Consider the following 26,163-nt stretch of genomic DNA (forward strand, 5'->3'; position numbering starts at 1 on the left):
ACATTCCGCCAAAGCGCCCGGCAGCCATCACTTTAAGGTTGAACTCAACTTGAAGGTCAAGCGTCTAGATATGCATATCGCAGCGCGTGCTCGGCCCTTCCTCTAGGCGGTGCTGGCGAAGCAAGTGCTGAAGGCATCTGCGCGAAGTAAGCGCCTTAAGAAATTTACAAACTATTTTGGAACAGTTTTCCGCTACGGGCCGTCATTTTGCGGTGGAAGGACGAGACTTGCCCGGCGCTGGTACAACGCCGTCTTCGCGCAGGCGCTCTAACACCCATTTCTTCCTGTCAGAACACGTCAAATCCAGTGGCCGATTTTCTATGCTCTTTATCGCCGCGAGCAGATGCGCCCTATTTTCTTTGAGGCGCTTTTGCATGTCCTCGATCTCTGCAACCTTCCGCCTCAGGGCTTCGAGCAATTCATCATGTTGCCAGTTGCCCGAGCCGTTCGGCAGCAGATGGCGGATCTGATCGAGCGAAAATCCCGCACCCTGCGCGCTAGCGATGATTTCCAGCATCGACACCGTCTCAGGAGGGTAATCGCGATAACCATTCGCCTTGCGCTCGACCGCGGAGATCAATCCGGCGCTCTCGTAAAAGCGGATGCGCGAGGCCGTCAACCCGCTGAGCTTTGCCAGTTCTCCAATCCTCATACGGCACCTGAAAAAAGCAGTGACAGTAAGGTTAACTTTAATCCTACAGTGTGTCACGGTTGGCGACACGGTTCGGTGAAGCGGGTCGCGGGCAAGCGCACCTCAGCCGTTCTACTATTCCATACAGCATCGCCAACGCCACTAATGGAGGAAAAACATGCCCGACGCAGCCCCGATTCAACCCGGTAACGGTCGCGACGGAAGCTAGTTACGTCACTTCCGGTCGTTTTTCTTCAAAGGTACAAACGTGGGCCACCCGACGGAAGATACAACCGCTGATAAAAAACCGGCTCCCCGCGAGAACTGCTACCCATTATCTCTATGTGGGCTCCATACGTCCTGCTTGGAAGTTGCAGCGCATCCGACACGGTCTTGGGGAGAATGTCGGCCTTGACCGTGTGTACGATTTTTGTCGCGGAAACTTTGTAGACTGTTTTAGTTAACCTCACGAAATTTTCGCTCTCGAGATCGTCCAGCGGTATCTCGGCGAAATAAGGAAAGCGGGTTGCGTCCGCGAAGTAATGACTTATGAATGAGTGATCTTCCGCATCGATTTTCCGATCAAGGCGAATGATATTGCGATCGTCGCCAGCGCCGCATAGCCAGCGCGCCCAGCTGTCATCGGATTCGATTTGTACCCGACGTATTACCGTACTCGTCATCGGAATGAATCTTGTCCCGTCCGACGAGAGGACTTGGTAGATCCATGGCTCGCCCAGCCGTTTTTCCCGAGGGATGACGAAAGTTCCCAGCGCTCTCTTCCTCTCGACATAACCCTCATTGACTAGTGAGCCTACAGCCTTCTGAATGGTGCCAAGACTAAAGGGGACCATCTGAGACATCTCCTGCTCCGTTGGCAGTTTGTCTCCGTCTTTCCAAAATCCATCTTCGATCGCCGCGATGAATACTTCCTTCAAATACTCGTGTTTAACGGGATTATCCACCACGCGGGATTGATAGATATTGAAAAAATTCTTGTTCTTCATATGTCTCCGTTCTTTCGCGGCGTCCTTCGTGTTAATCCCCAATTCATCGGGCTATCTATTAAAATCTTGGGCAGAAGCTTATCGACTGAATATCATACTACATAGTATATGTGGAAAAGTGCAGTTGGTCGGATCGTTGAAGCAGCAAGCGTTTGCAAACGTATATTTGGGTATCGATGGAAGGGTTGGGAGGTTTGCCGCACGAGACGCGGAGGCTCTAGGGCGGCTGAGGCGGCTAGATTCTTCGCACCTGTCGATAACTGAGAATCGTAATCACAAAAGCCGGTCGATGGCGAAGGCCATCCGCCCCGTCGACGCGGCGACAAGATTCGCTGGCAGTCAAGTTCTTCTACTCTGACAATGTTTGCGAATTTGCTGGTGGCGTGGAACGCGACATACGTGGCATGCGCTCGGGCCACTACACGCCTCCGGAATGAAATCGCCCGCACCGGATCGACTCACAAGTGCCGCGGTCACAAATATGCAGGACATCAATTTACGTGGAAGCTTCGTGTCTCCCGCGGGCTATACGAGCGGCCTCCCTCCAAGCTTGGTTCGAGGTGCTTCTACGTGTGCCGGCAATCAGCGCGCTTCGTTAGTCGACCCTGAACAATTCTCAGAGCCTTACGCGATAAGGCGTTGCACCCCAAACCATGTTGAGCGAATTGCAGGAAGAAGGCATATTAACGCTTGATTCCTGCATTTTTAGTTGTATCTTCAACATGCGTTTGACCTGTCCCACGAAGAGATCGTGTGGCAATGGGTGGAGAACCCATATTGGCAGGTCATCACGGGCGAGACGTATCTGCAGACTGAGCCGCCGATCGACCCGTCGAGCCTCACGCGTTGGAGGAAGCGTCTGGGTGAAGCCGGTGTCGCGATGGCCGGAAATCCCTACGACGGCCACACGCTGGCCGAGGCATTGGAGCAGGCATTGATCCTGAGCGACGTGAAGCCGGAAGTCGCCATCGTTGATCGTGGCTACAAGGGAGTGGCTGTCGACGGCGTAAAGATCTATCACCCGGGATTGAGGCGCGGTATTACGCGCGGCATGCGAGCGATGATCCGAAGGGGCAGTGCGATCGAGCCCGCCATCGGCCACATGAAGGCGGAGGGAAAACTCGATCGGAACTGGCTCAAAGGCACCCTCGGCGACGCGATTCACGCGGTGCTGTGCGGTGCCGGCCACAACCTACGCATGATCCTCAGAAAGCTGCGGTTTTATTGCGCCCTCGTCCTTCTCGCTTTACTCAAACACTCAGCCGTACTGTCCTTCGCCGCATAAGTGCCCGTACGACGCAAAACGAATATTCAGGCCCGACCCGTTAGTATGCCCTCTCGCCCATGCGTCTCCGTGATCGGAGACGTCCTCGCAACGCATTTTGTGGTAGACAGCAGGGGTCTGATTTATAAACGGATTATTTTAGTGCCAGAAGACGAAGCCTTGTCAGAGCTGGACCGCGCTAACCCGGAATTTGCATGAGAATCAAGTCGACCCGAAGTTGCGCGTTCAGCGAACTAACCGTCGCCGCCCTCCCGATCGAATCGGAGGCCACGAGCGACTAGGTATGGAGGTCGATCGTAGGCCAATGGTTCGGCGACCGGAGCCGTGCCTCTCCCACAGCCGGCAGCGGTCTCTAGTGCGTCTAAGCAATCTATCCGTTGTCAGTCGCATTAGCTCAGCGCTTCCATTTGAATCAAAATGCTGCTTGACCTGTCGGCCTTCATGCGATTACGACCAGCATCGCTTAATTACAACCTTAAACTCAAGTACGCCCGGCTCAACAACGGTCGACCATGTACCCAGAGTCGGGTTGCCAGCCATGATGCGGGGCGGTCGCGCACGGCCAACCGCGCGATAGTCCGCTCGGCATCCTTGTTATCCCGTTTCGATTGCGTATTAGTACCCCGATGACATGTATAAAGTAAATTGAAGCCCTCATTCAGCGCGATCTCCCGATAATCGCGATCGTAAAAGCCTTCTGGCCAGCAAAGATGACGCGACTCAGTTCCCAGCCGCGCCAAGAGTTCATTTCGTCCCGCTCGCAAATCTTCTTTCAGACAAGCCCGCTTCGCCGTGCGCGAAGTCGTTAGATGATCCCAACGCCTGTGCGTGTGCGTATGGCTATGAAATTCGAAAGTTCCTGCACGTCTCATCGCTTCGATTTCGGACCAGCGCATGATGGCGTCATCGGCCTTTCCATTCTGGATGGCGATCTGCGAGTCCTCGTGAGAGAGTACGCGGGGCGAACCGGCCGATGCGTCGACTGAAGTCGGACGAACGGGTCCATCGCCGGGCCAACTCGTGACCAGGAAGCAAAGTGCCTTGAATCCCCAACGCTGCAGGATCGGATGCGCGAAAACCCAGTTGTCCAGATAGCCATCGTCAAACGTGATGACCACCGACTTGGCAGGAACCTGCTCGCCGCAAAGAAATGCCGCCAGGCCGTCGCCATCGAGCGTCTGGTAGCCCGCACGACGAAGGTAGGCGATCTGCTGCGTAAAGTGCTCAACGGTGACAGTGAGCATGCCCGGTGAATTGCTGACGTGGTGATACATCAACACAGGTACCGCTCGCGCATGGTGCGGCTTCATGCGTGATAGCCTCTTTCTTGGAGCGAGCGTCGATAGAAGCACATTGTGTCGTACACCATGTTCGTCACGCTGAAGCCTTTCGACAAAATGAATCGACCTGCATGACTCAGTTCGTGTCGAAGCGATGCGTTGTCGATGAGCCGTACGAGCGCTTCTGCCAAAGCGACGGGATCGCGCGGAGGAACCAGCAGACCGTTCACTTCGTCGCTGATCAGCTCGGGCACCCCTCCCACGTCCGTTCCGATGACCGGAAGGCCCAGCGACATCGCCTCGATGAAGGCTTGGCCGAGCGCCTCCTGATGCGTCGGAAGCACGAAGAAATCGCATCCGGCCATGATGTTTGGAACGTCGCTGCGGAATCCCAACAGGTGAATCCGATGCTCGAGGCCGCGGTTCAAGACCATGCGCTTTATTTCTGCGAACATCGGGCCGTCTCCGGCCAGCACGACATGGAATTTCTCACGCGACTCCAGTAGCGGGACGACGGCCGCAATGAGGTCTTCGTGACCCTTCCCTTCCCGCATGATGGCGACCATGCAAGCGACGACATCATCGTCCCGGAGCCCCAGCTCCGTGCGCAGTGTCGACTTCCCGCCCTCAGCGAGTTTCTCAATACCGTCATAGATGGTTTCGACCCGGTCCGCGCCGACTCCGGCGCCGATCAAATACTTCCGAACGTGGTGACTCACCGCGATCACGCGGTGAGGGAGCCAGTTGTAGGTCGCAAGCGAAGTGATGGGCAACGCAAGGTGACGCGTCCGTACAACCAGCGGCGTACCGGCCAGGCGGGCGGCAAAGCCTGCGACCAGGCTGTCGTGGCCACTGTGCGTGTTGAGCACGTCGCAAGCTCGACGCCGCAACATGCATGCAATATCGATTGCGGAGGCGACATCGCCACCCGTCCTCATCTCCGAATGATGCACGGCGAATCCGGCGGCAGCACCGTGCATTCCGATCGACGCGTCACGCGGGCAAATCAGTTCAACACGGTGGCCGGTGTCGCGCATGCCGATCATTTCCCTGAGAGTGCGCATTTCCTGCCCTCCCCACCCTTCGACGATTCGCTGTGGATGATGCTTAAACTGCGGTTCATGCGACCGATCCCTCGAAAAATTTGCTCGAGAGGGCAATGTTGAAGATGGATCGATAAGCAACGTTGGAGAACTGATGGAGAAACTGTGAAGCCGGACGAGCACTTTGAAGATGACTGCGTCTTCATCGTTTCTCCATCAAATCGCGAAGGAAACCCCATCGTTCGAACGCAGACTTCTTGCCGTTCAAGCGGGCGACTGCCTGCGTCTGATGGAGTTCTTATGAAACTTGAAAGATGGTCTCTGGGTGGCAGTTTGTGCGTGCTGCTGCTGGAGGCAATGCTTGCGGGCTGCGGGCAAGCCGAACAGCTGGGCGCCTCCCCCGCGATTCCCGTGGCGTCGGCGACCGTGGTGCACGCTTCGCTCAGACTCACGGAAGATTTGCCGGGTCGGGTCGCGGCAATGCGCGTCGCTGAGATACGGCCGCAGGTCAGCGGTATCGTGATGCGCCGGCTGTTCGAGCAAGGCACCGAGGTGCGTGCCGGCCAGCCGCTGTTTCAGATCAACCCTGCGCCGTTCAAGGCTGACAGGGACACGGCCGCGGCGGCGCTGCAACGCGCCAAGGCCGCGCTTGCGCGCGCGAAGGTGCAAACGGCACGCCTGCAGCCGCTCGTCGAAGCCGACGCCATCAGCCGCCAGGTCTACGACGACGCCGTCTCGCAGCGCGACCAGGCCGTCGCAGACGTGGCTCAGGCAAGCGCCACGCTCGCGCGCCGGCAGCTCGATCTGAAGTTCGCGACGGTCGAGGCGCCGATCTCGGGCCGCATCGATCAGGCGCTGATGACCGAGGGAGCGCTGGTCGCCAGTAGCGACAGCCAACCCATGGCGCGCATCCAGCAGATCGATCAGGTCTATGTGGATGTGCGCCAGCCGGCGGCATCGCTCGAATCGCTGCGCAACATGCTGTCGACGCAACAACAAGGCGGCGGCGGTGGCCTTCCGGTGAAAGTTCTGCGCGACGACGACACACCGTACGACGTGAAAGGCCGCGTGCTCTTTTCGGGCGTCAACGTCGATTCCGGGACCGGCGATGTGCTGTTGCGCGTGCTGGTCGACAACCCGAAGCGGCAGCTTCTTCCGGGAATGTATGTACGGGCCCGGATTCCGCGCGCGAACTACGCGCGCACGCTGCTTGTTCCGCAGCAGGCGGTCGTACGCGTCGCGGGCAAGCCGCAGGTCTGGGTGATCGACGCGACGAGCCACGCGCGGCCAAGGCCCGTCGAGCTCGGCGAGCTGAGCGGACGTCATTACCGCATTCAATCGGGTCTCACGTCCGGGCAGAAGATCGTGGTCGAAGGCATGGAGCGCCTGAACGACGGCGCGCTGGTCGCCGCGAGCGACGGGAAATCGCCCGGTGCGCCGCTGGCTGCACCCACGCACTGAGTCACGGGAGCGTCCAGCCATGTCCGAATTCTTCATCCGGCGACCCGTCTTCGCGTGGGTGATCGCCCTCTTCATCATCCTGCTGGGCCTGATCGCGATACCGCAACTGCCGATCGAACGTTACCCTTCGGTCGCGCCGCCCGCCGTCACCATTACCGCGACGTATCCCGGCGCCACGCCGCAAACCATGAGCGACTCCGTGCTGAGCCTGATCGAGCGCGAGCTGTCGGGCGTCAAAAATCTGCTCTACTTCGAGTCGTCGGCCGATACGTCGGGCACCGCGCAGATCACGGTGACGTTCAAGCCCGGCACGAATCCCGCGCTCGCCCAGGTCGACGTTCAGAACCAGCTCAAGACCGTCGAGCCGCGCCTGCCCCCGGTCGTGCGCCAGTCCGGCGTGACCGTGGAGTCGGCTTCCTCGGGCTTCCTGATGCTCATCGGTCTCAAGTCCGACAGCGGTCTCTACGACGCGAGCATGCTCAGCGACTACATGGCGCGCAACGTCGTCGAGGAGCTGCGACGCGTCGATGGCGTCGGCCGCGTACAGTTGTTCGGTTCCGAACGGGCGATGCGCATCTGGGTCGATCCGAACAAGCTGATCGGCTATGGCTTGTCGATGAACGACCTGACGACTGCGATCAGCCAGCAGAACGTGCAGATCGCGCCGGGCAGCGTCGGTGCGTCGCCGGCTCTGACCGGTCAGCGGGTGACCGTGCCGCTTACCGCACAAGGGCAACTGACGACCCCGGAACAGTTTGCCGCGATCGTGCTGCGCGCCAACGCCGATGGCTCCCGGGTCGTACTGCGCGACGTCGCGCGGGTCGAGCTCGGCTCGCAGTCGTACAGCTTCGTCAGCAGCGAGAACGGCAAGCCCGCCGCCTTCGCTGGCGTGCAGCTCGCGCCCGGCGCCAATGCGGTCAAGACCGCGGCGGCCGTGCGCGAGCGTCTGAAGGAAGCGGGCAAGGCGATGCCGGCCGGTATCAGCTATTCGATCCCGTTCGATACTTCTCCGTTCGTTCAGATTTCGATCGAGAAGGTTCTCCATACGCTCGTCGAGGCGATGGTGCTCGTGTTCCTCGTGATGTACCTGTTCCTGCAGAACGTGCGCTACACGCTGATCCCCGCCATCGTCGCGCCCGTGGCGATGCTCGGCACATTCACGATCATGTTGGCGACAGGCTTCTCCATCAACGTGCTGACGATGTTCGGCATGGTGCTCGCGATCGGCATCATCGTCGACGATGCGATCGTCGTGGTGGAGAACGTCGAGCGCCTGATGACCGAGGAAGGTCTCTCGCCGAAGCTCGCAACGTCGAAGGCCATGAAGGAGATCTCCGGCGCGATCGTCGGCATCACACTGGTGCTGACCGCGGTGTTCATCCCGATGGCGCTGGCAAGCGGCTCGGTTGGCGTGATCTACCAGCAGTTCACGCTGTCGATGGCAGTCTCCATTCTGTTCTCGGCGCTCCTCGCGCTGACGCTGACGCCCGCTCTGTGCGCGACGATGCTCAAGCCGATCGCGCCTGGTAACCACGAGAAACGTGGCTTCTTCGGCTGGTTCAACCGTCGTTTCGAGCGGATGACGCGCTCGTACGAGTCGCGCGTCGGCCGGCTCGTCGGCCGAACCGGGCGCGTGATGCTGCTGTTCGTGGCCATTTCCGGCGCACTCGTCATCGGCTTTCGCATGCTGCCGTCGTCGTTTCTGCCAGACGAGGATCAGGGCTACTTCATGACAAGCGTCCTGCTGCCCGCCGACGCGACCGCCGAGCGCACGCAGGATGTGGTCGGGACGCTGCAGCGCCATCTCGCGTCGCGCCCGGCGATCCAGTCGAGCATTTCGATCGTCGGCTATGGCTTCTCAGGCTCCGGACCGAATGCCGCGCTGAACTTTGCGGTGCTCAAGGACTGGGACAGGCGCGGCGACGCGACGACGCCCAATGAGAACACGCGTGCACAGCAAGCCATGGCTTCGGTGACCGAGGGATCCGTGATGAGCCTGCTGCCGCCCGCGATCGACGAGCTCGGCACCAGCTCAGGCTTCACGTTGCGTCTGCAGGATCGCGCCAATCACGGCGACGAAGCGCTGAAGGCGGCCCAAGCCAAGCTGCTGGAGCTCGCGGCGAAGAGTGACATCGTAACGGGCGTCTACCCCGATAGCCTGCCGGCGGGTGCCAGCATCCACCTGGAGATTGACCGGCCCAAGGCCGAGGCGCTGGGTGTGTCCTTCACCAGCATCAGCGAAACGCTGTCGGCAGCGATCGGCTCGACCTACGTCAACGACTTCCCGAATGCCGGACGTATGCAGCAGGTCATCATCCAGGCCGACGCGTCCGCGCGCATGCAGATCAACGACGTGCTGAAGCTGTACGTGCGCAATGCCGGCGGCGGCATGGTGCCGCTATCGGAAGTGATCCGTCCCGTCTGGTCCGAGTCGCCACTGCAACTGACGCGCTTCGAGGGCTATCCGGCCGCGCGCATATCGGGCAGCGCCGCGCCGGGTCATTCCAGCGGCGCGGCGATGGCCGAGATGGAACGTCTCGCCGCGCGGTTGCCCTCGGGCTTCACGGTCGAGTGGACCGGACAGTCACTGCAGGAGCGTCAGTCGGCGTCGCAGGCTCCGATGCTAATGGCGCTGTCGATGGTGGTCGTGTTCCTCGTGCTGGCCGCGCTCTACGAGAGCTGGTCGATTCCGCTGTCGGTGATGCTGGTGATACCGCTCGGGCTGATCGGCGCGCTCAGCGCGGTGCTGCTCCGCGGATTGCCGAACGACGTGTTCTTCAAAGTCGGGATGATCACCGTGATCGGCCTGTCCGCGAAGAACGCGATCCTCATCATCGAGTTCGCGAAGCAGTTGCGCGAACAGGGCAAGGGGCTGGCGGAAGCCGCCGTGGAAGCTGCCCGGCTGCGCCTGCGTCCAATCCTGATGACATCGCTAGCGTTCGGCCTCGGCGTGGTGCCGCTGATGATCGCGACCGGCGTGAGCGCGGAAACACAGCACGCGATCGGTACTGGCGTGTTCGGCGGCATGGTCACTGCGACAATCCTCGCCGTCTTCTTCGTGCCCGTCTTCTTCGTTTTCGTGATGAGCATCCAGGAACGCATCGCGGCATGGCGGGCAACCCACCGTAAAAGCGCGGCCGTGCGTCAAGAACAAGAGAGTTGATGTCATGCGAGCCCTCATTCTTCCCGTCGTGCTGGCCGTGTCGGCCTGCTCTTTGACCCCGGCGTTCGTCAGGCCGGCTGCGCCCGTCCCCATGACATACACGACAGGCGCCGCGTCCGATGTGCGCACGAACGCAGCCGATCTGGGCTGGCGCACGATGTTCGGTGACCGGCGTTTGCAGCGTCTCATTGAACTCGCGCTCGAAAGCAATCGCGATCTGCGGCTCGCCGCGCTGAACGTCGAAGCTGCCGCGGCCCAGTATGGCATCCAGCGCGCTGCACAATTGCCTTCTGTCGACGCCACAGGCGGTTTCACACGCCAGCGCATCGCCGCCAATGCCGAGACCGATCCGCCCATCGCCGCGATGACCCAGAAGCAATACGGCGTCAACGTCGGGATCAGCGCGTTCGAGATCGATCTGTTCGGCCGCGTTCGCTCCCTGTCGGATGGCGCGTTCGCCCGTTACCTCGAAAGCGATGACGGACGCCGTGCCGCGCAGATCGCGCTCGTTGGTGCGGTGGCCGACGCGTACTTCGCCGAGCGCCTCGCACAGGAGCAGCGCGAGTTGGCCGAACACACCCTTGCGGACTGGCGGGAGTCACTCGACCTCGCGCGCCGGCTCAGGAACGCCCATCAGGCGAGCAGCGTCGACGTGGCCGGCGCCGAAGGTCAAGTTGCCAGCGCCGAAGCAGATCTGGAGGCGCGCGCACGCATGGTCGAGCAGGCCGGCAATGCACTGCGGCTCCTGATCGGCGCCGACTTCCCGAAGGATCTGCCGGAGCCGACCCCGCTGGCGCAGCAACCGGTCATGACGCGACTGCCAGCAGGCCTGCCGTCCGACCTGCTGTTCCGGCGGCCCGATATTTTGCAGGCGGAACAGGACCTGATCGCCGCCAATGCCGATATCGGTGCGGCGCGCGCCGCATTCTTTCCACGACTCTCATTGACAAGTTCTTTGGGTTTGATCAGTCCGGCCATGAGCGGCCTTTTCGACGGCGACCATCGGGCATGGACCTTCGCGCCGCAGGTCACAGTCCCGCTGTTTCAGGGCGGCCGCCTGCGCGCCGAGCTCCGACTCGCCGAAGTGCGCAAGACAAGCGCGGTTGCCGGATACGAACGGGCTGTGCAAATCGCGTTCCGCGAAGTCGCCGACGGCCTAGCGGGTCGCGACACCTTCCATCGGCAGATCGAGGCTCAGGTGCGGGTGGTGGCGAGCGCCGAGCGTCGCACTGATCTGTCTACCCTGCGCTATCGCGCCGGCGTCGACGGACGCCTCGAATTGCTGGATTCCCAGAGGCAGCTTTATGCATCGAGGCAGGTGCTGCTGGACTTGCGCCGCGCGGAGTTCGGCAATGCCGTCGCCCTTTACAAGGCGCTCGGCGGTGGCCTGACCGAGACCGACGTGAGGCCTCCCGACCCCGCGCCCGAGCTGAGCCTTGCCGCGCCCCACCCATTGGCACGATCATGAAACAACCCGAAAAACGTCGCACCGTCGCTCTTCTGATTCATGGCCTCGGCGGCACGGAGCACGATCTTGGTATCTTGCGCAAGTCTTTGAACCAGATTGGGATCGATACGCACGCGCTTTCGTTGCCGGGACACGGATCGAGCCCGGAGGACCTGATCATGGCTCGGGCGGAGCAATGGATAAACGTAGCGACGCGGGAATATGACATGCTCGCCCGTACCTATGAAACGGTGCATCTCATCGGTATGTGCATGGGAGCGCTTCTCGCATTGATCGTCGCGGAGCGTCGACCGCGCGACGGCAAGCTCGTCCTGCTCGCAGCACCGGTCTTTCTCGACGGGTGGTCGATGCCGTTTTATCGGCGACTCCGGTATTTCCTCTACCTCATTCCTTGTCTGGCCCGAAGAATGAGAGTCACCGAGCAAGATCCTTATGGAATCAAGAACGCGTTGACGCGATCCTTGATCAAGGCCCGGTTCCAAAGGGGCGACGCGTTTCACTACCGCTGGGTTCCGCTGGCGTGTATTCGCCAGGTCGATCGACTGCGCTACAAGGTGTGGAAGGTCGCGAGACACATCAGACATCCGACGCTCGTGATCAATTCTCGCGAAGACGAAGTGACCTCGGTCAAGTCCGCTTCATTTCTGGTCGACGCCATACCCACGTCCAGATGCCTGATCGTAGAGAACAGCTATCACATGTTATGCATCGACAACGATCGGAAGCAGATAGCGGAAACGATGACGGCGTTCCTTGGAAACTGACAGGAAAGGGATGTTCGCTGTGTTGAGATATCATCGAGATTTCATGGAGCTGATTGCGTATTCGGCGGTGCTGCCCCACGATGTCGCTTCTGCCGGAAGCCTGTAACGACATGAACGCGCTGATTCTCATCGCCGAAGACGAACCCGAAATCGCGGAAATTCTCGACGCTTATCTTGTACGCGAGGGGTATCGCACTTATCGGGTCGGCAATGGACAGACCGCGCTCGATGTTCATTCGACACTGAAGCCGGATCTCGTGCTTCTCGACATCCGCATGCCCGGCAAGGACGGCTGGGAAGTGCTCGCTGAACTGCGTCGGCGCGGCGATACCCCGGTCGTCGTCGTAACGGCGCTCGATCAGGATATCGACAGGCTACAGGGCTTGCGCATCGGAGCGGATGACTACGTCTCGAAGCCGTTCAACCCGGTCGAAGTCGTGGCGCGGGTCGGCGCGGTGCTGCGGCGCACGGCTGCGTCACGGACTGAAACAGTCATTCGCGTGGGCCGGCTCGAGATCGACACGGAAAGCTACGTCGCCAGCATCCGGCAAGCGGGCACGAGTGCAGCTCCAGCCGGAAACGCGGTCCAACTTGCCCTCACGCTCACCGAATTCCGCGTGCTTACCCATATGGCGAGATCGCCGCAGCGGTATTCACTCGCAGCGAACTGATCGATGCCTGCATGCCCGGCAGTGGCGCGCTCGAACGCACGGTCGACAGCCACGTCAGCAACTTGCGCAAAAAGCTCGAAAAGGCTGGCGCGGCGGAAATCATCACGGTAGTACGGGGCGTCGGTTACCGACTCGCGAGCACGTGATGGAGAAGACGCAGCGCAATGAAGCTCAACATCGCGGACGCCTCAGTCGTCAGATCGTGCTTTCGATGGGCCTGGTATCGATTATCACGATGCTCATCGCCTTTGTCGGATCGGTCGTGATCTACGGCTGGCTGTATGCGCTCTCGCCTCCTGAGCTTCCCAAGACGCCCGTCGAGTGGCTCATTCCCGATTCGATCGATTTCCTGATCTTCGCCACGCTGCTGTTGATCGGCCTCGTAGTGGCGGTCGTCATGGCGTCTCGCCTGGCCCGCCGTATTCTCGCGCCACTGAACTCGCTTGCTGAAGGCGCGCGCCGCATCGCAGCAGGCGACCTCGAAGCACGCGCGCTTCCCGGTGACCGTTCGCTCGGCGACACCGCGCTCCTTGTCGATGATTTCAATGCGATGGCCATCAGGCTGCAGCAAATGGCGGCTGACATGACAGCCTGGAACGCGGCGATCGCGCACGAGTTGCGCACACCACTGACGATTTTGCGCGGCCGCCTTCAAGGAATGCGCGATGGCGTGTTCAAGCCCGATGATGCGCAGATTCGCGGACTGCTGTATCAGGTAGAAGGCCTTGCGCGGATCGTCGACGACCTCCACATCATCACGCTTCAGGACATCGGCCGGCTGGAAATGCATTTCGAACCGACACGCATCGACATTGAGATACGTCGAGCGGTCGATTCCATCAGCGACGCACTGTATGAGGCAGGTTTTACGATAGAACTCGACGTCAGTGACGCAATGGTCGTATGCGATGGTGCGCGCATCCGGCAAGCTCTTCTTGCGCTGCTCGACAACGCACGGCGCTATGCGATTCCAGGTCGATTGCGAGTGGCGCTTGGGCTCGCGCCGGCCGCCTTGGTGCTGAGTGTCGAGGATGGCGGCCCCGGCCTTGCGCCCGAATTTGCGAAGCTGGTATTCGAGCCTTTTCACGCGCGCCGACGCGTCACGCTCCAGACAGTTTGGCGGATCGGGATTGGGTCTGTCGGTGGTACGCGCAATTGCGCTCGCCCATCGGGGCCGCGCGACCTTCCGCCCGTCGGCCGCCGGAGGGCTCGATTTTCGAGCTCACGCTACCTCGCATTTGACGCCCTATCTACTTTTTCCCGGATATAAATGCATCGTCATTGCAACGGCGATCGTGTGACCGCCGACCGCTTCAACTTCATTTAGAGTGAATCCGGCTCGTCTTTGCGCCAATCGGTTTTGCGCAGGGCACGTAATGATGGGCTGCATCCGCGCGTCTACCGTGTAGATACAGCCTCTGGGCAATCAGGCCTTTTTGCTATAGGCATTACACCAACCCTTACCTGCGACCTGCTTACCGCCGAACATCGGACACGGAGCGGACACGTCATTCGGCCTGCCCTGAATAAGAACGTACAGTTCGGCAAGCCTGATCCGCTGTGTATCTTCGCGATACTTAAGCTTGTGTCGACCGTGGCCGCATCGCCCTTGTAACCGAGCGCGAGCGATGTTGGATTCGTTCTCGACGCATCGGCTGGACCAGCAAAGGCAATGCGAGACAGCGCTAGTCCCCGAAGCAACGCCCGCGTGTGATCATAAAAGTGCGACGGGACTTCCTCATGTAAGCTCCCATTTTGTGAAATTGGTGTGTGACAAGGCCTGCAAAAACCTATAGTCGTAAAACAACGTTGTTAGCAATGGGCAGGACCCAGGGCGTTGCGTTTCAGACTTTCAGCGCGCCGAAAATTTTCGCCTCAACATGTCTTCGCGTCGCCGAACAGCATGCGATTGTTTGTCCTTGTAGAAGAGCGGGTTGTCTACGCCGGCGTAGCCCGAGGCCATGCTGCGTTCATCACGATTGAAGGTTTTGGCCTTCCAGACCTCCAGCACCGGCATGCCGGCGATCGGGGCTCGCCGGGTCCTCCTGCGCCGCCGGGTTCACGGATGTCGTTCGCGCCGATAACCCATTGACACGTCCGCCTCGCGGAAGTCAGCGTTAATCTCTTCCATCTCCATCACGATGTTGTAGGGCACCTTTCGCTTCGGCCAGCAGCACGTTCATGTGGCCCGGCATGCGGCCCGCCACCGGATGAATCGCGAACCGCACGTCCGACGCCCTTTTCGCCGCAACAGCTGGTGATTCGAAACCGGTGTGCTGGGGCCGCGCGACTGCCATGCCATAGCCGGGCACGATGATACGCTTTCGCATCGCGCAGCAGCTCGGCGGTTTTCGGCGGCGCTCCACTGCCCACACCTCGCCGGCCGGCTGCGCACCGGCGCCCGCCGTGCGATACGCCGCTGCGGTACCGAAAGCCGCCCGGCAATCACGCTGATGAAGTTGCGATTCATCGCGCGGCACATGATGTACGACAGAATCGCGCCCGACGAGCCCCACCAGCGCACGATCACGATACAAGTCGTTGCTGAGCATGAAGCGGTGCCGCCGCGCCCAACCCGAGTAGCTGTTGAGCATCGACACCACTACGGGCATGTCGGCGCCCGCCGATCGCCATCACCATGTGCACACGAACAGGAGCGAAATCGCCGTTCATCACGAAGAGCGGGCGTCATGCCGCCTGAATCGTCCGATGCAGAAACGCACGGCCCGAACACGATCACCACCAGCAGCGCGCGAGGTTCAGCCAGTGCCGTGCCGGGCAGCAGCAGCGGTTTTCGCCCGATCTTGCCCGACAGCTTGCGAACGCAATGACCGATCCCGCGAAAGTCACCGCACGATCAGAATGCCGACATAAAATCTCGACTTCGTGGATCGCCTTCTCGCGCGCCGGTGAACTGCACGGGACGGTGTCGATGTAGCTGCAAGCCCACCAGGCAGGCCGCCAGGCCACCAGGGCTGTGCATCAGCGCGACCAGTTCGGGCATCTGCGTCATCTGCACCTTCTTCGCGGCGAACAGGCCGACGGCGCCGCCGACGACCAGCGCAGCGACAACGTACGGAATGCCTGCGGCCGGACACGCGCGGACCGAGTCCGGTGGCCAGCACCGCGAATGAGCATGCCGATCATGCCGGAGCAAGTTGCCGCGGCGCCGCGGTTTCGGGGATTGCCCAGTCCGCCGAGGCTCAGGATGAAGAGAATCGCCGCGCCAATATAGGGAACGGTAGTCAGGTTGGAAGTCATTGTTGTCGTCCCCTTATTTGCGGAACATCGCCAGCATGCGCCGCGTCACCGCGAAGCCGCCGACATGTGACGGCCGTGAGTGCCAACGCGCCCACGGCCAGCTCAGGATCAGCCCCGACGGCCGTCGCCTGCGGCCTGCGGCCAGTTCGCCCAGCGGCGGTGCGACCTGCACCAGCGCACCGATGGCGATGATCGACGAGAATCGCGTTGGTCACGCTCATCAGCGGCGTGTGCAGCGACGGCGTGACATTCCAGATCACCATGTAGCCGATGAAGCAGGCCAGTACGAACACGTGAAGTGCGACAGGGAACGTGGCCGGCGGCAAACAGCCCCACAGCAGGAACGCCAGTGCACCGATGCGGAACACGATGACCAGCGCCTTGACCGACATCGCTCGCTGTTGCCGTGGACGTTGCTCTTTTTTGGGTGCGGCCGCTGCGGGCGCGGCCGACTGAGGCTTGGGGACGACGGTCGGCTGCTTGATCGGCGGCGGCGGCCAAGTGATGTTGCCTTCCTTGATAACCGTAAGGCCGCGGATGGCATCGTCATCGAAGTCGACGTTGATCGTGCCGTCCTTGGTCTTGCACAATTCCTCGACCACGCGCAACAGGTTGTTGCCATACAACGTGGACGACTGCCGCGCCAGGCGCGAGGCGAGATCCGTATAGCCAACGATGGTCACGCCGTGACGCACCACTGCCTCGCCGGGCACGGTGAGCTCGCAGTTGCCGCCTTGCTCCGCTGCCATGTCCACGATCACGCTGCCCGGCTTCATCGACTGCACCATTTCGGCCGTGATGAGCTTCGGAGCCGGCTTGCCGGGAATCAGCGCGGTCGTGATGATGATGTCCGCGTCCCTGGCCTGCTGCGCGTACATCGCGCGCTGCGCTTGCTGGAAACCCTCGCTCATGACCTTGGCGTAGCCACCACCGCCCGAGCCTTCCTCGTCGTAGTCCACCTTGACGAATTCGCCACCCAGGGACTTGACCTGGTCGGCCACCTCGGCGCGCGTGTCGTTGGCGCGCACGATCGCACCAAGACTGGCTGCGGTGCCGATTGCAGCCAAGCCTGCTACGCCAGCGCCAGCGATGAAGACCTTGGCAGGCGGGATCTTGCCGGCGGCGGTGACCTGACCGTTCAGGAAGCGGCCGAAAGCATGTGCTGCCTCGATCACCGCACGGTAGCCGCTGATGCCAGCCATCGAGGTAAGCGCGTCCATCTTCTGCGCGCGTGACAGCGTGCGCGGCAGCGAATCGATCGCCAGCACCGTGGCCTGCTTGGCGGCCAGCTGCTGCATCAGCTCGGGGTTTTGTGCCGGCCACACGAAACCCGATCAAGATGCCGCCGTCGCTCATCAGCGCCACTTCCTCGCTGCTCGGGGCGCGCACCTTGAAAACGATTATCGCTGCGAGCCCAGAGTTCGGCGGCCGAAGCCACGACCTCGGCACCGGCCGCACGTAGGCGTCATCGTCAAATTTCGGCGGCGCCGGCACCGCTTTGCACAGCCACCCGAAACCCAGCTTGAGCAATTCTCTCGACTACCTCCGTACGGTCGCGACGCGCGCCGTTCGCCAGTGGTTACTTCCGAAGGAATGCCAATCAGTAATGTCATAGGGAAAGTTGATGTTCACATTGTCATCGATCATCGCAAGGAGCTTGAACCTCTGTCCTCACTGAAACTTCTCCTTGCTGGATGGGGTTGCGCGCGTGATCTCCAACGAGTGTGCGAGGAGGTGCGATGCAGGCGCGGCGGTAATGCGCCGAAGTCAGGCAGCGGCGCGATGATCAATCGTCCGCGCAGAAAATCGACGCGGCGATATTGGTGAAGTTCTTCACGTCGCCAATCACCTCGCGGCTTTGGCGGAGGAAAGAGCCATATTGATGCTGGCCTGATCGCTGAAGCGCAGTATTGCACGCATGCGAAGGGTTGTGGATCGGATGACGGAACAGGACCTCGCCGATTGAAGACCGAACTCACTCCACGCCGAGCGGACAGCGAGATGGATCGAAAGGTATATTCGCGGTCGAACGTCGCACCTTCTGCGTTCAGGTAGGTCACCATCAGGGTAGTCATATTGAGATCTCTTTGTTGAGATATGTGAGAGAGTCGCCTTATTAGCTGCGCCAGCGCCTTGAAAGCGATTTGCATCGTCCGTGCACGGCGCCAGCAACTGACCGCCAAACAACAACATCCACAGCCGGCAGAACGAGCACGACCACCATCTCGCTGGAGCTCGACAGCGCCTCGAGTCTTGGAAAAAAGCGAACAAGAAGAAGACCGCGAAGGCCCAGCCGACGACTTCAGCAGAATCGATCCCTTCCAGCCGGCCTTTTTGAGCACGTTGGCGGCGATCAGCGTCCAGAAGAGAACGAGCGGACCCTCAATCCACCAGAGGCCGTTTTGTGTCGCATTAGCTATTGCCGTCCATACTGCCGCCGCGGCGCTTCTCGTAGCGTCGTCGCCGCCCGCGTAAAGATGGGCGAGTGGGTGAAGGGTTGCAAACTGCATGACGGCACCGGTCACGCCCACCATGACATACAACGCGACAGCCATCGCCACCATACTGCCTAGCGAGCCCAGTTCTTCGCGAAATGCGTGCACAAAGTAGCCGCCAATGACGACGAAGGGCAGATAGAACCCGAGTGTGTCGGCAACCATGCACCAGCGAAACAGCTCGCGACTATTCGGTGGCAAGGCGAGCATCGATGCGCCGTGCAGCACCATATCCGCATCCGGACCAGTTACTGCAAAAGACAATCCGACATTCGCGTACGCCAGAACGCCACCGATGATCGCGCTCCAAGCCGTGAAGCGCATTACCTTGCGCGAGGTCTGATTCATCATAATCTCCAGGAGAAACGTTTAGCGCTGCGCACATAGACTTCCAGTCGCCCGGAACTTAGCAACAGCGTCGTCTTCGCTTAATTGCGGTAAGGGGCGAGACTCTCCGCCATCAGGCTCCCGCTTTGAGCACGCTCCAGGGCGCAATAGCCGTAGTAGATGGCCGGCATGAAATAGGCCCATGTACACAGCGCTAACGTGAAAAAATTGAGCACGACGTTGGTTTCCTCGCCGGGGATTTTGTAGAAATCGTAGATACCTGCAATCGCGAACGAGGCCACTAGCGACACAACGACGCCCAGCGCCTCAAGCATGGCGCCCACGTTTAGCAATCGTTTGACGAAATAAGCGAGATAGATCGACAGGCAGATCCACATCGCAAGATAGTAGTAAGGCAAAAACCCGGAAATAAAATCTGCTCCGACTAAAACGAATGTGAGCACAAACGAAGCGGCAAACACCGCGACGTCCTGCCGAATTGACGGCTTGTAGCCGTGCGTAATCGCCAATAAGCCGGCGACGGCGATGATGGGCATGCCGAACCCTCGAGAGAACGCGTCGAAGAAGTGCGCTATCTCATAGGAAACTGCGTTACCTGTGGCAAAGAATAGGATAGCGTTCGTCGCCGAGGTGCCGACGATCCACATCTCCAGACCGAGAAGATAGTTTTTTTTCTTGACGAACTTCCAGCCATAAAAGAATGAGCTCACCGCCAGCAAAGCACTAGAGAGCATAAGAACTAAAGATCTGAGGTCCATCGCTTACTCCCAATTCCGGTTGTATCTGATTGGTCAATCTTTCTTCGGTTCAAGGCTTGCCAGATAGGTGGCAACGGCTTTGCGATCTTCAGGCGAAAAACCCATTGCAAGGTTTTTCATCACGCCTGTAGGTTCGCTGCGGGTGCCCGAAGCGAAGTGATCGAACTGCGCAAGCAGATAGTCGTACCCCTGGCCAGCCAGACGCGGAAACTGATCGTGGCCCATCAATCGAGCGCCATGACATGCGGCACAGTTGGCAGCGGCTACCAGATGCAGCCCTTTCTCGCGCAGTTGCGCATCCGGCCTGAAGTAACGATTCGCGACAGGGGGCACACCCGCGAAATATGCCGCCAGCGACTTGATCTGCGCATCGCTCATCGTCAACGCGAGAGGCGTCATATTCGGATTTCGCCGCGCCTGACCTGAGAAGTCGTGGAGTTGAGCCTCTAGGTAAGGTGCTGGTTGCCCCGCCAAGCTCGGATACCCCTGGTGGAGTGAATTGCCCTTGACGCCGTGGCAGCCCATGCAGACATCGGTTACATGTGGCCAAGCGCCACCGTCGACCAGGTAAGCGGTCGTCGAGTTAGCGATATAGCTCTGAAGCCGATAAAGACCCAGCAGATCGGAACCGAAAATGGCCAGCAACAGTACGACGGCCAAAGGAACGCAAATCAATAGGATTTTTTTCATCATCGCCTCTTACGCCCGACGCAGGGCGTTCAGGGCCTGAAGCGCGCCCTGATGTCCTGAGCGCACGGCGCCATCCATGTAGCCGGCCCAAATATTCGCAGTCTCCGTCCCCGACCAGATCAGCCTGCCGCACGACGGGCGGAGAGCCTCGCCGTGTGCACTCCAAAATCCCGGAGGAATGGCGGAAACGCAGGTTAAGGTCCAGCGATCCGCCTGGCCCCAGTCTTGATCGTGGTAGGCAACGGGAGACAGCGCTTCGTCGCCCCATGCCTGGGCGTAGAACTGCTTATGCATAGCGATCGCCGCGTCCCGTTCCGATGGCACCTTGGCGTTCTCGACGAATGCATTGATGACGCCGATCTCTGCGGCGGGCGGAGAGTTGTCATAGGCCCAGATGATTGGGCCATTAAACTGAAAAATGCTCCCGTTCATTCCCTTGTCGCGCCAGAATGGACGGCGATACACCATGGCCGTTTTCCTCGCGGGAGAATGCGCGGGCCAGGCGCGCTGCAGAGCCGCGCGCTTTTCTGGCAGCGGAGGATCGAACTGGATCTGATGACACAATGCAGGATGGATGGCCATGACGACGGTTCGCGCGCGCACTTCGCCATGGTCGGTATGCAGGGTGACGACGTCGCCATCCCATCCAGCAATCCGGCGCACCGGAGTTGACAGGCGCACCTTACTGCTCAGTTGCTGGGCCATCTTAATGCTGAGGATTTGCGAGCCGCCAATGAAACGTGTTTCCTGGGCGCTATGCTTGATGCTGTCAAGCTGCGAGTAATCGCAATCTGCGGAATTGATCATCGAAAGGAAGTGCAGCAATCCCATCTTCGCCGGGGCCGTGCCGCCCGAAAGGGTGATGCTGCCATTCCATGCCACTTGGTCTTCTGGCTTGATATTCTGTTTTTGCAGCCAGTCGCCGACAGACAGCTTGTCCAGTTCGCCGGCCATCGGAGACGTCCAGGGCGTGCCGCAAGGCACATCGCGCGCGAGTCTGCTGAGCTTTGCCCCGATCGCCTCGTCGGTGCCGAAAGTGCCTTTTAGATCGACTGTCACGCGACCGTCGCCGCCGAGAACAACTGTATTGCCATCGTAATAAGTTGGGAAGGTACCGACACCCAATTCGCGCGCAAGATCTGCGACGGCTGTCTGACCAGGACCGATCCATTGGCCGCCGACTTCCGAAACGTACCCGCCGGGAATGTTGTAGTTGAGCGTTCGCCCCCCCACACGATCACGGGCTTCCAGCACCAGAATGGACTCGCAGCCTGCTTGATGCAGATCTCGCGCGGCGGTCAGTCCAGCCAGCCCCGCTCCTATGATGGCGACGTCGAGAACGTCGTCCGCGCTTGGCGCGCTCTTGGGGACGGTCGCAAAAGACTGTCGGGCACCGACGGCGAGCGTGCCGACGGCCGCTGAGGCACCGGCATACTTAAGCCATTGCCTGCGCCCCAGGCTTTCGGCGCCTTCAGGGAACAATTTTTCTGCCATAGTGCCTCTGTCTGCGTGATGAGGTCCCGCTGTTGCGTTTCCCCGAAACTGCCCCGTTCAGGCTCCAGGCTCCATATCCGGGTCGAAATAACGTCCTGCGCATATCCTCAAAAGCCCCTTCAGAACAATTGATAAGCTTTATGCGAGACTGCGGATCTGCCGTTCCAGTGCCGTGCATATAGTCCAACATGACAAATATAGGTCGCTATACCAATCATTAAGGCGAAGAGATGCAGCGCGACTCGCAACGTTTCGCTGTCGGACGTCTCGCTAAGTACCAAAGTGCAGCGCCATAGAAAGATCTTGATCCGGGCTGGTAAGCAGGATCGGCCCGCATCCGTCCGAACATCACTGGCGCATGTCCGGACTAGCGCTCACATTGACGACACCAGCTCCGGCACGATCTGGAAAAGATCGCCCACGAGACCGTAGTCGGCCACGCTGAAAATTGGCGCTTCTTCATCCTTGTTGATTGCGACAATCACCTTTGAGTCCTTCATGCCAGCCAGGTGCTGAATCGCACCCGAGATGCCCACGGCAACGTACAGGTGCGGTGCGACGATCTTGCCGGTCTGGCCGACTTGGTAGTCGTTTGACACATATCCCGCATCCACTGCCGCACGCGAGGCGCCGAGTGCTGCGTTGAGCTTGTCGGCGAGCGGCTCCAGAATCGACGCAAAACTCTCGCTGCTGCCCAGGCCGCGGCCACGCCCGAAACGACGATCTTTGCGCTAGTCAGCTCCGGACGGTCGAGTTCCGTGACTTTCACGGCCCAACCGAATTGCGAGAGGCCGCTGTCCGCTGACGCGTCGAGCCCTTTCCACGACGGCATTGCCACCGTGTGTGGAATCTGCTCAATCAAATGCCGTGGGCCGCACCGTGATGAACCTTGATCGGATCACTGACTGAACAGTTACGAATCGCATTGCCCGCATAGACTGGACGCTCGAACGTGTCCCGGCGAGTTCACTGCCGGATTTCCCGAGATTTGCGCGACGTCAAGCTTTGCAGCAATCCGCGGCGTAACGTTTTTGCCCGCTGCCGTGGCCCGGCGCGAAGAATGTGCGAATAGTTCCTCGCAATCGAAAAGCCACCGTCGCTTCAACGTTCTCTGCGAGGCTACTTCGAGGTTGCGGGCATCGGCCTAGCAGCACTTCGAAACGCACCGCGATCTTCGCCGCTGAATCGCGCCGCGGCCTTTGCGTTGTGACCTAAAATCAGCACGTGCACGTCGCCCCCGATCTTCTGTGCAGCGGCGACCGTGTTCAGCGTTGCAGCTCTAACCGACACGTTATCGTGTTCAGCAATAACCAGGTTCGTCATCTCTCTCGCTCCCTAACCTTCAGATAACCTTGGCTTCAGTCTTCAGCTTCTCGACGAGTGCCTTCACGTCGGCAACCTTCACACCAGCCGAGCGCGCGGGCGGCTCAGCGACCTTCAGGGTTCGCAGACGCGGCGTGACGTCCACACCAAAGTCGTCGGGCTTAACCGTCTCCAGCGGCTTCTTCTTCGCCTTCATGATGTTCGGCAGCGTGACGTAGCGCGGCTCGTTCAAACGAAGGTCGGTAGTCACAACTGCGGGCAGTTTGAGCGACAGCGTTTCCGCACCGCCATCGACTTCACGTACGACCGTGGCCTCGCCATCAGCGATGGTGATCTTCGAAGCGAAGGTCGCTTGCGGCAAGTTCGCGATCGCGGCGAGCATCTGGCCGGTCTGGTTCGAATCGTCGTCGATGGACTGCTTACCGAGGATCACGAGCTGCGGTTGCTCCTTGTCGACAAGTGCCTTGAGCAGCTTTGCCACGGCGAGCGGTTGCAGGATCTCATTCGACTCGATGAGGATCGCGCGATCCGCGCCTATCGCGAGTGCCGTCCGCAGAGTCTCCTGGACCTGCATCACCCCCGCGGACACCGCGATGATCTCCGTGGCCAAGCCGGCTTCCTTAAGACGCACCGCCTCTTCCACGGCAATTTCGTCGAATGGGTTTATCGACATCTTCACATTGGCGATATCGATACCTGTTCCGTCGGACTTCACGCCGACCTTCACATTCGCGTCCACGACCCGCTTCACCGCCACCAACACTTTCATTGCTGTTCCTCGTTTAATCCACTTGCGCTGCGTGCGCTCGTCGCGGGCACCTGAGTCGAAGCGGCGACAGTCGTTAGCACAGCAGCGAGCTGCACTGCCCTCTCATCAGCCACGTTCTGATACCTGGACCGGGGGTGCCGTGGAGCCGACGCGAAGCCAACTTGCGCCGACGGGTTGTTCACTCTTTCATCCAACCGTTCTGATAAAGCTTTCCTGCGAGCACGCCAAGACGCAACGTGAGGTGGTAATTCTCGCCGTCCTCGATCAGTGCGGACCGGACATCACGGAACAGCTTCTCGATCGGGAACTCGCGTGTGGTGCCATTACCGCCGAAGAGCTGGAACGCCTCAGTCGTAATCTTCATGGCTTCCTCCGTCACGCTGACCTTGGCCTGGGCTGTTGCGTACGGATGGCTCTTCGGAGACAGACGTGAGAATGCGAGGCTGCGTCGCGCGATCGCACGCGCCATTTCCAGCCGACGCAGCATCTCGCCCACGCGCAATTGCGTCATCTGATGGTCGATCAACAGCGCTCCGCCTTGCTTGCGTTCGTGGCAGTATCCCAGCGCGAGTTCGAACGCGGCGCGGGCCACGCCTACGAACACCTGGCACATGTGCGTGCCGGCGAACGACCATGTTGAGGCCAGGTTGCCGAGGTAATCGTCCTGCAGCGCAATTGCGAAGCGCTTGGGCACCTTCACGTTGTCGAAGTAGATTTCGCCCTGCGGCAGTGAGCGCTGGCCAATCTTGTCGAGCGGTTTGCCTCGGGAGACACCTGGCAAATCAAGCGGAAGAATCATGCCGATTCCGTTCGTGAACGCACTTCGTTCCCCGCTTCCATAGAAGCCATCGCCATAATCCGCCGCCATGTACGCGAGCGCCACCTGAGCGACCGAGCCGTTGGAGATCCATGCGGAACTTTGACCGTTGATGACGATTTTCATCCGCGACTACTTCGCGTAAGGTTACCCAACGGCTGCTTGCCGATCGCGCCTGATCTCGTCGCGATAGAGAATCGCGGCATCGGTGCCGCGGTCAGCTGGGTATTCCATCCAACAACCCAATCTTGCCGGCGCAACATATCGAAGTCACTCCTGGTTGCCGACGCGATTGCGTCATCATCAGCGGGGCTGGCGCCACGTCGATCGAACAGCAAGCCCTGCATCACCCCAACCGAGCTCTTCGCAAATCAGCGATTCGATGCGCACCGCCATGTCGGCGGAAGCTGCGCGAGCACTGCGGATCAAGGCAAGCTTCGCGCTCTCCATCATGGCGGTCGCAGTACGGCGAGCCGGGTGCGATCACTATCCTCCGGCGTCATTCGATCGAGTTTCGCGCCCGACGGCCTCAACACATCGCGTGCGAAACGGTGAACCGTGTCCCTGGATCGCACGTTCTTCTCGCTCAACGGGTTTCGAGCCGGTCAATCCAGCCAGCGGCAATCCTACGGACTTGTGTAGTCGAATCATTCCCGATATTCTCCTTCCAGGGATGCAACTCGAACCAGACTGCCCTGGCAGTCGGTCACCTCAATTGTAGATATAATACAAACATAGGTCACGATACAAATTACAACATGAAAAAAAAGACGGGTATTCCCTGTCCTTCTTACCGGATCGCGACTAAATGTTTCTTCTATGGCCTGTCACGCTCCCAGCCAGCCCTAAACAATCTTCGCGTCTATCGCGTTTCCCCAACCAAGGTATGGCGCGATCTCGAACAATTCGCCTCGAACTTTCGCATGTACGCCCGCTACTGCGCACGTGCCCAGATGGAAGGTCACGCGTCGAGCATGAAATGAGCAGCAACTGCGATGTGCGCGCTCTCGGCGGCTCCACGTGCCGGATTTGCGGCATGAATGAGATCAGCAACTTGACTGTCAAGGTGTCGTTACAGTCGTTTGCGCATTTGCGCGCACTCGGGGTCAGTAGACGCAAACGAAAAAGAAATGCCACCACAGCGAGATGTACTCTGAGTCCTTGGCGTCCTGCACCGACTGATGGAGAATGGCGTCGATCGTCGCACGCGGCGAAGCATTGCTTTGGAGCGCCCGCTTCAACGCATCGAAATATGTGTCGATCGCGGGTAGCATGACCGCCCGCAGGACGGCAGAGCGTGTTGGGAAGTAATACTGGAGGTTGCTGACACTGATTCCCGCACGCAAAGCAACGGCGCGCAGCGAGAACGCCATGGGCCCACTCTCGAGCAAAAGCTTCCTTGCCGCACGGATGATGGCATTGCGCGTACGTAAGC

The 26,163-nt window shown here is 60.0% G+C and carries 17 protein-coding genes and 6 pseudogenes; 8 read left to right on the top strand and 15 right to left on the bottom strand.

Features of this window, described 5'->3' with window-relative positions; all coding sequences use genetic code 11:
- Positions 1–202: 202 nt before the first annotated feature.
- Together NK8_RS41745 and NK8_RS41750 are read right to left on the bottom strand one after the other, a co-directional pair.
- On the bottom strand, positions 203–652 hold the full coding sequence (locus NK8_RS41745; RefSeq protein ID WP_162071070.1) for a MerR family transcriptional regulator: 450 nt from the start codon (positions 650–652) through the stop codon (positions 203–205).
- A gap of 233 nt (positions 653–885) precedes the next feature.
- Positions 886–1,638: a GntR family transcriptional regulator gene (locus NK8_RS41750; protein ID WP_162071069.1), complete on the bottom strand. Its 753-nt coding sequence runs from the start codon at positions 1,636–1,638 to the stop codon at positions 886–888.
- Positions 1,639–2,347: 709 nt separating this feature from the next.
- Between NK8_RS41750 and NK8_RS41755 the strand changes: the two are divergent.
- A pseudogene (locus NK8_RS41755) lies at positions 2,348–2,923 on the top strand (transposase); the annotation flags it as partial.
- Positions 2,924–3,390: 467 nt separating this feature from the next.
- Here the strand turns inward: NK8_RS41755 and NK8_RS41760 are convergent.
- A complete protein-coding gene (locus NK8_RS41760) occupies positions 3,391–4,233 on the bottom strand; it encodes a polysaccharide deacetylase family protein (RefSeq protein ID WP_213233869.1) in 843 nt (280 codons plus the stop codon).
- Complete coding sequence (locus NK8_RS41765; RefSeq protein WP_213234542.1) at positions 4,230–5,267, bottom strand: glycosyltransferase family 4 protein; 1,038 nt, start codon at positions 5,265–5,267, stop codon at positions 4,230–4,232. Before NK8_RS41765 ends, NK8_RS41760 begins: the two co-directional genes overlap by 4 nt.
- Positions 5,268–5,546: 279 nt before the next feature.
- On the opposite strand from NK8_RS41765, the gene NK8_RS41770 reads away from it, so the two are divergent.
- From NK8_RS41770 to NK8_RS43955, 7 genes and pseudogenes are all read left to right on the top strand, one after another.
- Positions 5,547–6,707 carry an efflux RND transporter periplasmic adaptor subunit gene (locus NK8_RS41770; RefSeq protein ID WP_213234003.1) on the top strand — a complete coding sequence of 387 codons (1,161 nt, stop codon included), beginning with the start codon at positions 5,547–5,549 and terminating at the stop codon, positions 6,705–6,707.
- 19 nt (positions 6,708–6,726) lie between these two features.
- Complete coding sequence (locus NK8_RS41775) at positions 6,727–9,870, top strand: efflux RND transporter permease subunit (RefSeq protein WP_062253068.1); 3,144 nt, start codon at positions 6,727–6,729, stop codon at positions 9,868–9,870.
- Between the two features lie 4 nt (positions 9,871–9,874).
- Positions 9,875–11,338 carry an efflux transporter outer membrane subunit gene (locus NK8_RS41780; protein ID WP_213233873.1) on the top strand — a complete coding sequence of 488 codons (1,464 nt, stop codon included), beginning with the start codon at positions 9,875–9,877 and terminating at the stop codon, positions 11,336–11,338.
- On the top strand, positions 11,335–12,102 hold the full coding sequence (locus tag NK8_RS41785) for a carboxylesterase (protein ID WP_213233875.1): 768 nt from the start codon (positions 11,335–11,337) through the stop codon (positions 12,100–12,102). The genes NK8_RS41780 and NK8_RS41785 overlap by 4 nt, the downstream gene beginning before the upstream one ends.
- Positions 12,103–12,212: 110 nt before the next feature.
- Positions 12,213–12,919: pseudogene (locus NK8_RS41790) on the top strand (response regulator).
- Between the two features lie 251 nt (positions 12,920–13,170).
- Positions 13,171–13,794, top strand: a pseudogene (locus tag NK8_RS43950) (HAMP domain-containing protein); the annotation flags it as partial.
- A 10-nt stretch (positions 13,795–13,804) separates the two neighbouring features.
- The gene (locus tag NK8_RS43955; protein WP_367657855.1) at positions 13,805–14,074 is read left to right on the top strand and encodes an ATP-binding protein; all 270 of its coding nucleotides are present in this window, start codon (positions 13,805–13,807) and stop codon (positions 14,072–14,074) included.
- 125 nt (positions 14,075–14,199) lie between these two features.
- Here the strand turns inward: NK8_RS43955 and NK8_RS43325 are convergent, their stop codons facing one another.
- From NK8_RS43325 to NK8_RS41850, 11 genes and pseudogenes are all read right to left on the bottom strand, one after another.
- Positions 14,200–14,262: a high-potential iron-sulfur protein gene (locus NK8_RS43325; protein WP_225936721.1), complete on the bottom strand. Its 63-nt coding sequence runs from the start codon at positions 14,260–14,262 to the stop codon at positions 14,200–14,202.
- Between the two features lie 386 nt (positions 14,263–14,648).
- Positions 14,649–16,034, bottom strand: a pseudogene (locus NK8_RS41805) (NAD(P)(+) transhydrogenase (Re/Si-specific) subunit beta).
- A 13-nt stretch (positions 16,035–16,047) separates the two neighbouring features.
- Positions 16,048–17,647, bottom strand: a pseudogene (locus NK8_RS41810) (Re/Si-specific NAD(P)(+) transhydrogenase subunit alpha).
- Between the two features lie 30 nt (positions 17,648–17,677).
- The gene (locus NK8_RS41815) at positions 17,678–18,877 is read right to left on the bottom strand and encodes a hypothetical protein (RefSeq protein WP_213234543.1); all 1,200 of its coding nucleotides are present in this window, start codon (positions 18,875–18,877) and stop codon (positions 17,678–17,680) included.
- A gap of 80 nt (positions 18,878–18,957) precedes the next feature.
- Entirely contained in the window at positions 18,958–19,635 is a 678-nt protein-coding gene (locus NK8_RS41820; RefSeq protein ID WP_062253051.1) for a hypothetical protein, read from the bottom strand.
- Between the two features lie 33 nt (positions 19,636–19,668).
- Complete coding sequence (locus NK8_RS41825) at positions 19,669–20,328, bottom strand: c-type cytochrome (protein ID WP_062253049.1); 660 nt, start codon at positions 20,326–20,328, stop codon at positions 19,669–19,671.
- A 6-nt stretch (positions 20,329–20,334) separates the two neighbouring features.
- A complete protein-coding gene (locus tag NK8_RS41830; RefSeq protein WP_062253047.1) occupies positions 20,335–21,819 on the bottom strand; it encodes an FAD-dependent oxidoreductase in 1,485 nt (494 codons plus the stop codon).
- Between the two features lie 374 nt (positions 21,820–22,193).
- A pseudogene (locus tag NK8_RS41835) lies at positions 22,194–23,142 on the bottom strand (electron transfer flavoprotein subunit alpha/FixB family protein).
- A gap of 19 nt (positions 23,143–23,161) precedes the next feature.
- Positions 23,162–23,911, bottom strand: coding sequence for an electron transfer flavoprotein subunit beta/FixA family protein (locus tag NK8_RS41840; RefSeq protein WP_062253043.1), 750 nt, complete (start codon positions 23,909–23,911; stop codon positions 23,162–23,164).
- Positions 23,912–24,089: 178 nt separating this feature from the next.
- Positions 24,090–24,854, bottom strand: coding sequence for an acyl-CoA dehydrogenase family protein (locus NK8_RS43330; RefSeq protein WP_225936692.1), 765 nt, complete (start codon positions 24,852–24,854; stop codon positions 24,090–24,092).
- A gap of 980 nt (positions 24,855–25,834) precedes the next feature.
- Positions 25,835–26,101, bottom strand: a complete 267-nt coding sequence (locus NK8_RS41850; protein WP_301549934.1) for a TetR/AcrR family transcriptional regulator — start codon at positions 26,099–26,101, stop codon at positions 25,835–25,837.
- Positions 26,102–26,163: the final 62 nt, after the last annotated feature.

Source organism: Caballeronia sp. NK8 (genome assembly GCF_018408855.1).
GTDB lineage: Bacteria > Pseudomonadota > Gammaproteobacteria > Burkholderiales > Burkholderiaceae > Caballeronia.

Excerpts from the sequence above, each read along its gene's own strand:
- NK8_RS41745 (WP_162071070.1), bottom strand. The coding sequence starts at position 652 with ATGAGGATTGGAGAACTGGCAAAGCTCAGCGGGTTGACGGCCTCGCGC.
- NK8_RS41750 (WP_162071069.1), bottom strand. The coding sequence starts at position 1,638 with ATGAAGAACAAGAATTTTTTCAATATCTATCAATCCCGCGTGGTGGAT.
- NK8_RS41760 (WP_213233869.1), bottom strand. The coding sequence starts at position 4,233 with ATGAAGCCGCACCATGCGCGAGCGGTACCTGTGTTGATGTATCACCAC.
- NK8_RS41765 (WP_213234542.1), bottom strand. The coding sequence starts at position 5,267 with ATGCGCACTCTCAGGGAAATGATCGGCATGCGCGACACCGGCCACCGT.
- NK8_RS41770 (WP_213234003.1), top strand. The coding sequence starts at position 5,547 with ATGAAACTTGAAAGATGGTCTCTGGGTGGCAGTTTGTGCGTGCTGCTG.
- NK8_RS41775 (WP_062253068.1), top strand. The coding sequence starts at position 6,727 with ATGTCCGAATTCTTCATCCGGCGACCCGTCTTCGCGTGGGTGATCGCC.
- NK8_RS41780 (WP_213233873.1), top strand. The coding sequence starts at position 9,875 with ATGCGAGCCCTCATTCTTCCCGTCGTGCTGGCCGTGTCGGCCTGCTCT.
- NK8_RS41785 (WP_213233875.1), top strand. The coding sequence starts at position 11,335 with ATGAAACAACCCGAAAAACGTCGCACCGTCGCTCTTCTGATTCATGGC.
- NK8_RS43955 (WP_367657855.1), top strand. The coding sequence starts at position 13,805 with ATGGCGGCCCCGGCCTTGCGCCCGAATTTGCGAAGCTGGTATTCGAGC.
- NK8_RS41815 (WP_213234543.1), bottom strand. The coding sequence starts at position 18,877 with ATGAATCAGACCTCGCGCAAGGTAATGCGCTTCACGGCTTGGAGCGCG.
- NK8_RS41820 (WP_062253051.1), bottom strand. The coding sequence starts at position 19,635 with ATGGACCTCAGATCTTTAGTTCTTATGCTCTCTAGTGCTTTGCTGGCG.
- NK8_RS41825 (WP_062253049.1), bottom strand. The coding sequence starts at position 20,328 with ATGATGAAAAAAATCCTATTGATTTGCGTTCCTTTGGCCGTCGTACTG.
- NK8_RS41830 (WP_062253047.1), bottom strand. The coding sequence starts at position 21,819 with ATGGCAGAAAAATTGTTCCCTGAAGGCGCCGAAAGCCTGGGGCGCAGG.
- NK8_RS41840 (WP_062253043.1), bottom strand. The coding sequence starts at position 23,911 with ATGAAAGTGTTGGTGGCGGTGAAGCGGGTCGTGGACGCGAATGTGAAG.
- NK8_RS43330 (WP_225936692.1), bottom strand. The coding sequence starts at position 24,854 with ATGAAAATCGTCATCAACGGTCAAAGTTCCGCATGGATCTCCAACGGC.
- NK8_RS41850 (WP_301549934.1), bottom strand. The coding sequence starts at position 26,101 with ATGGCGTTCTCGCTGCGCGCCGTTGCTTTGCGTGCGGGAATCAGTGTC.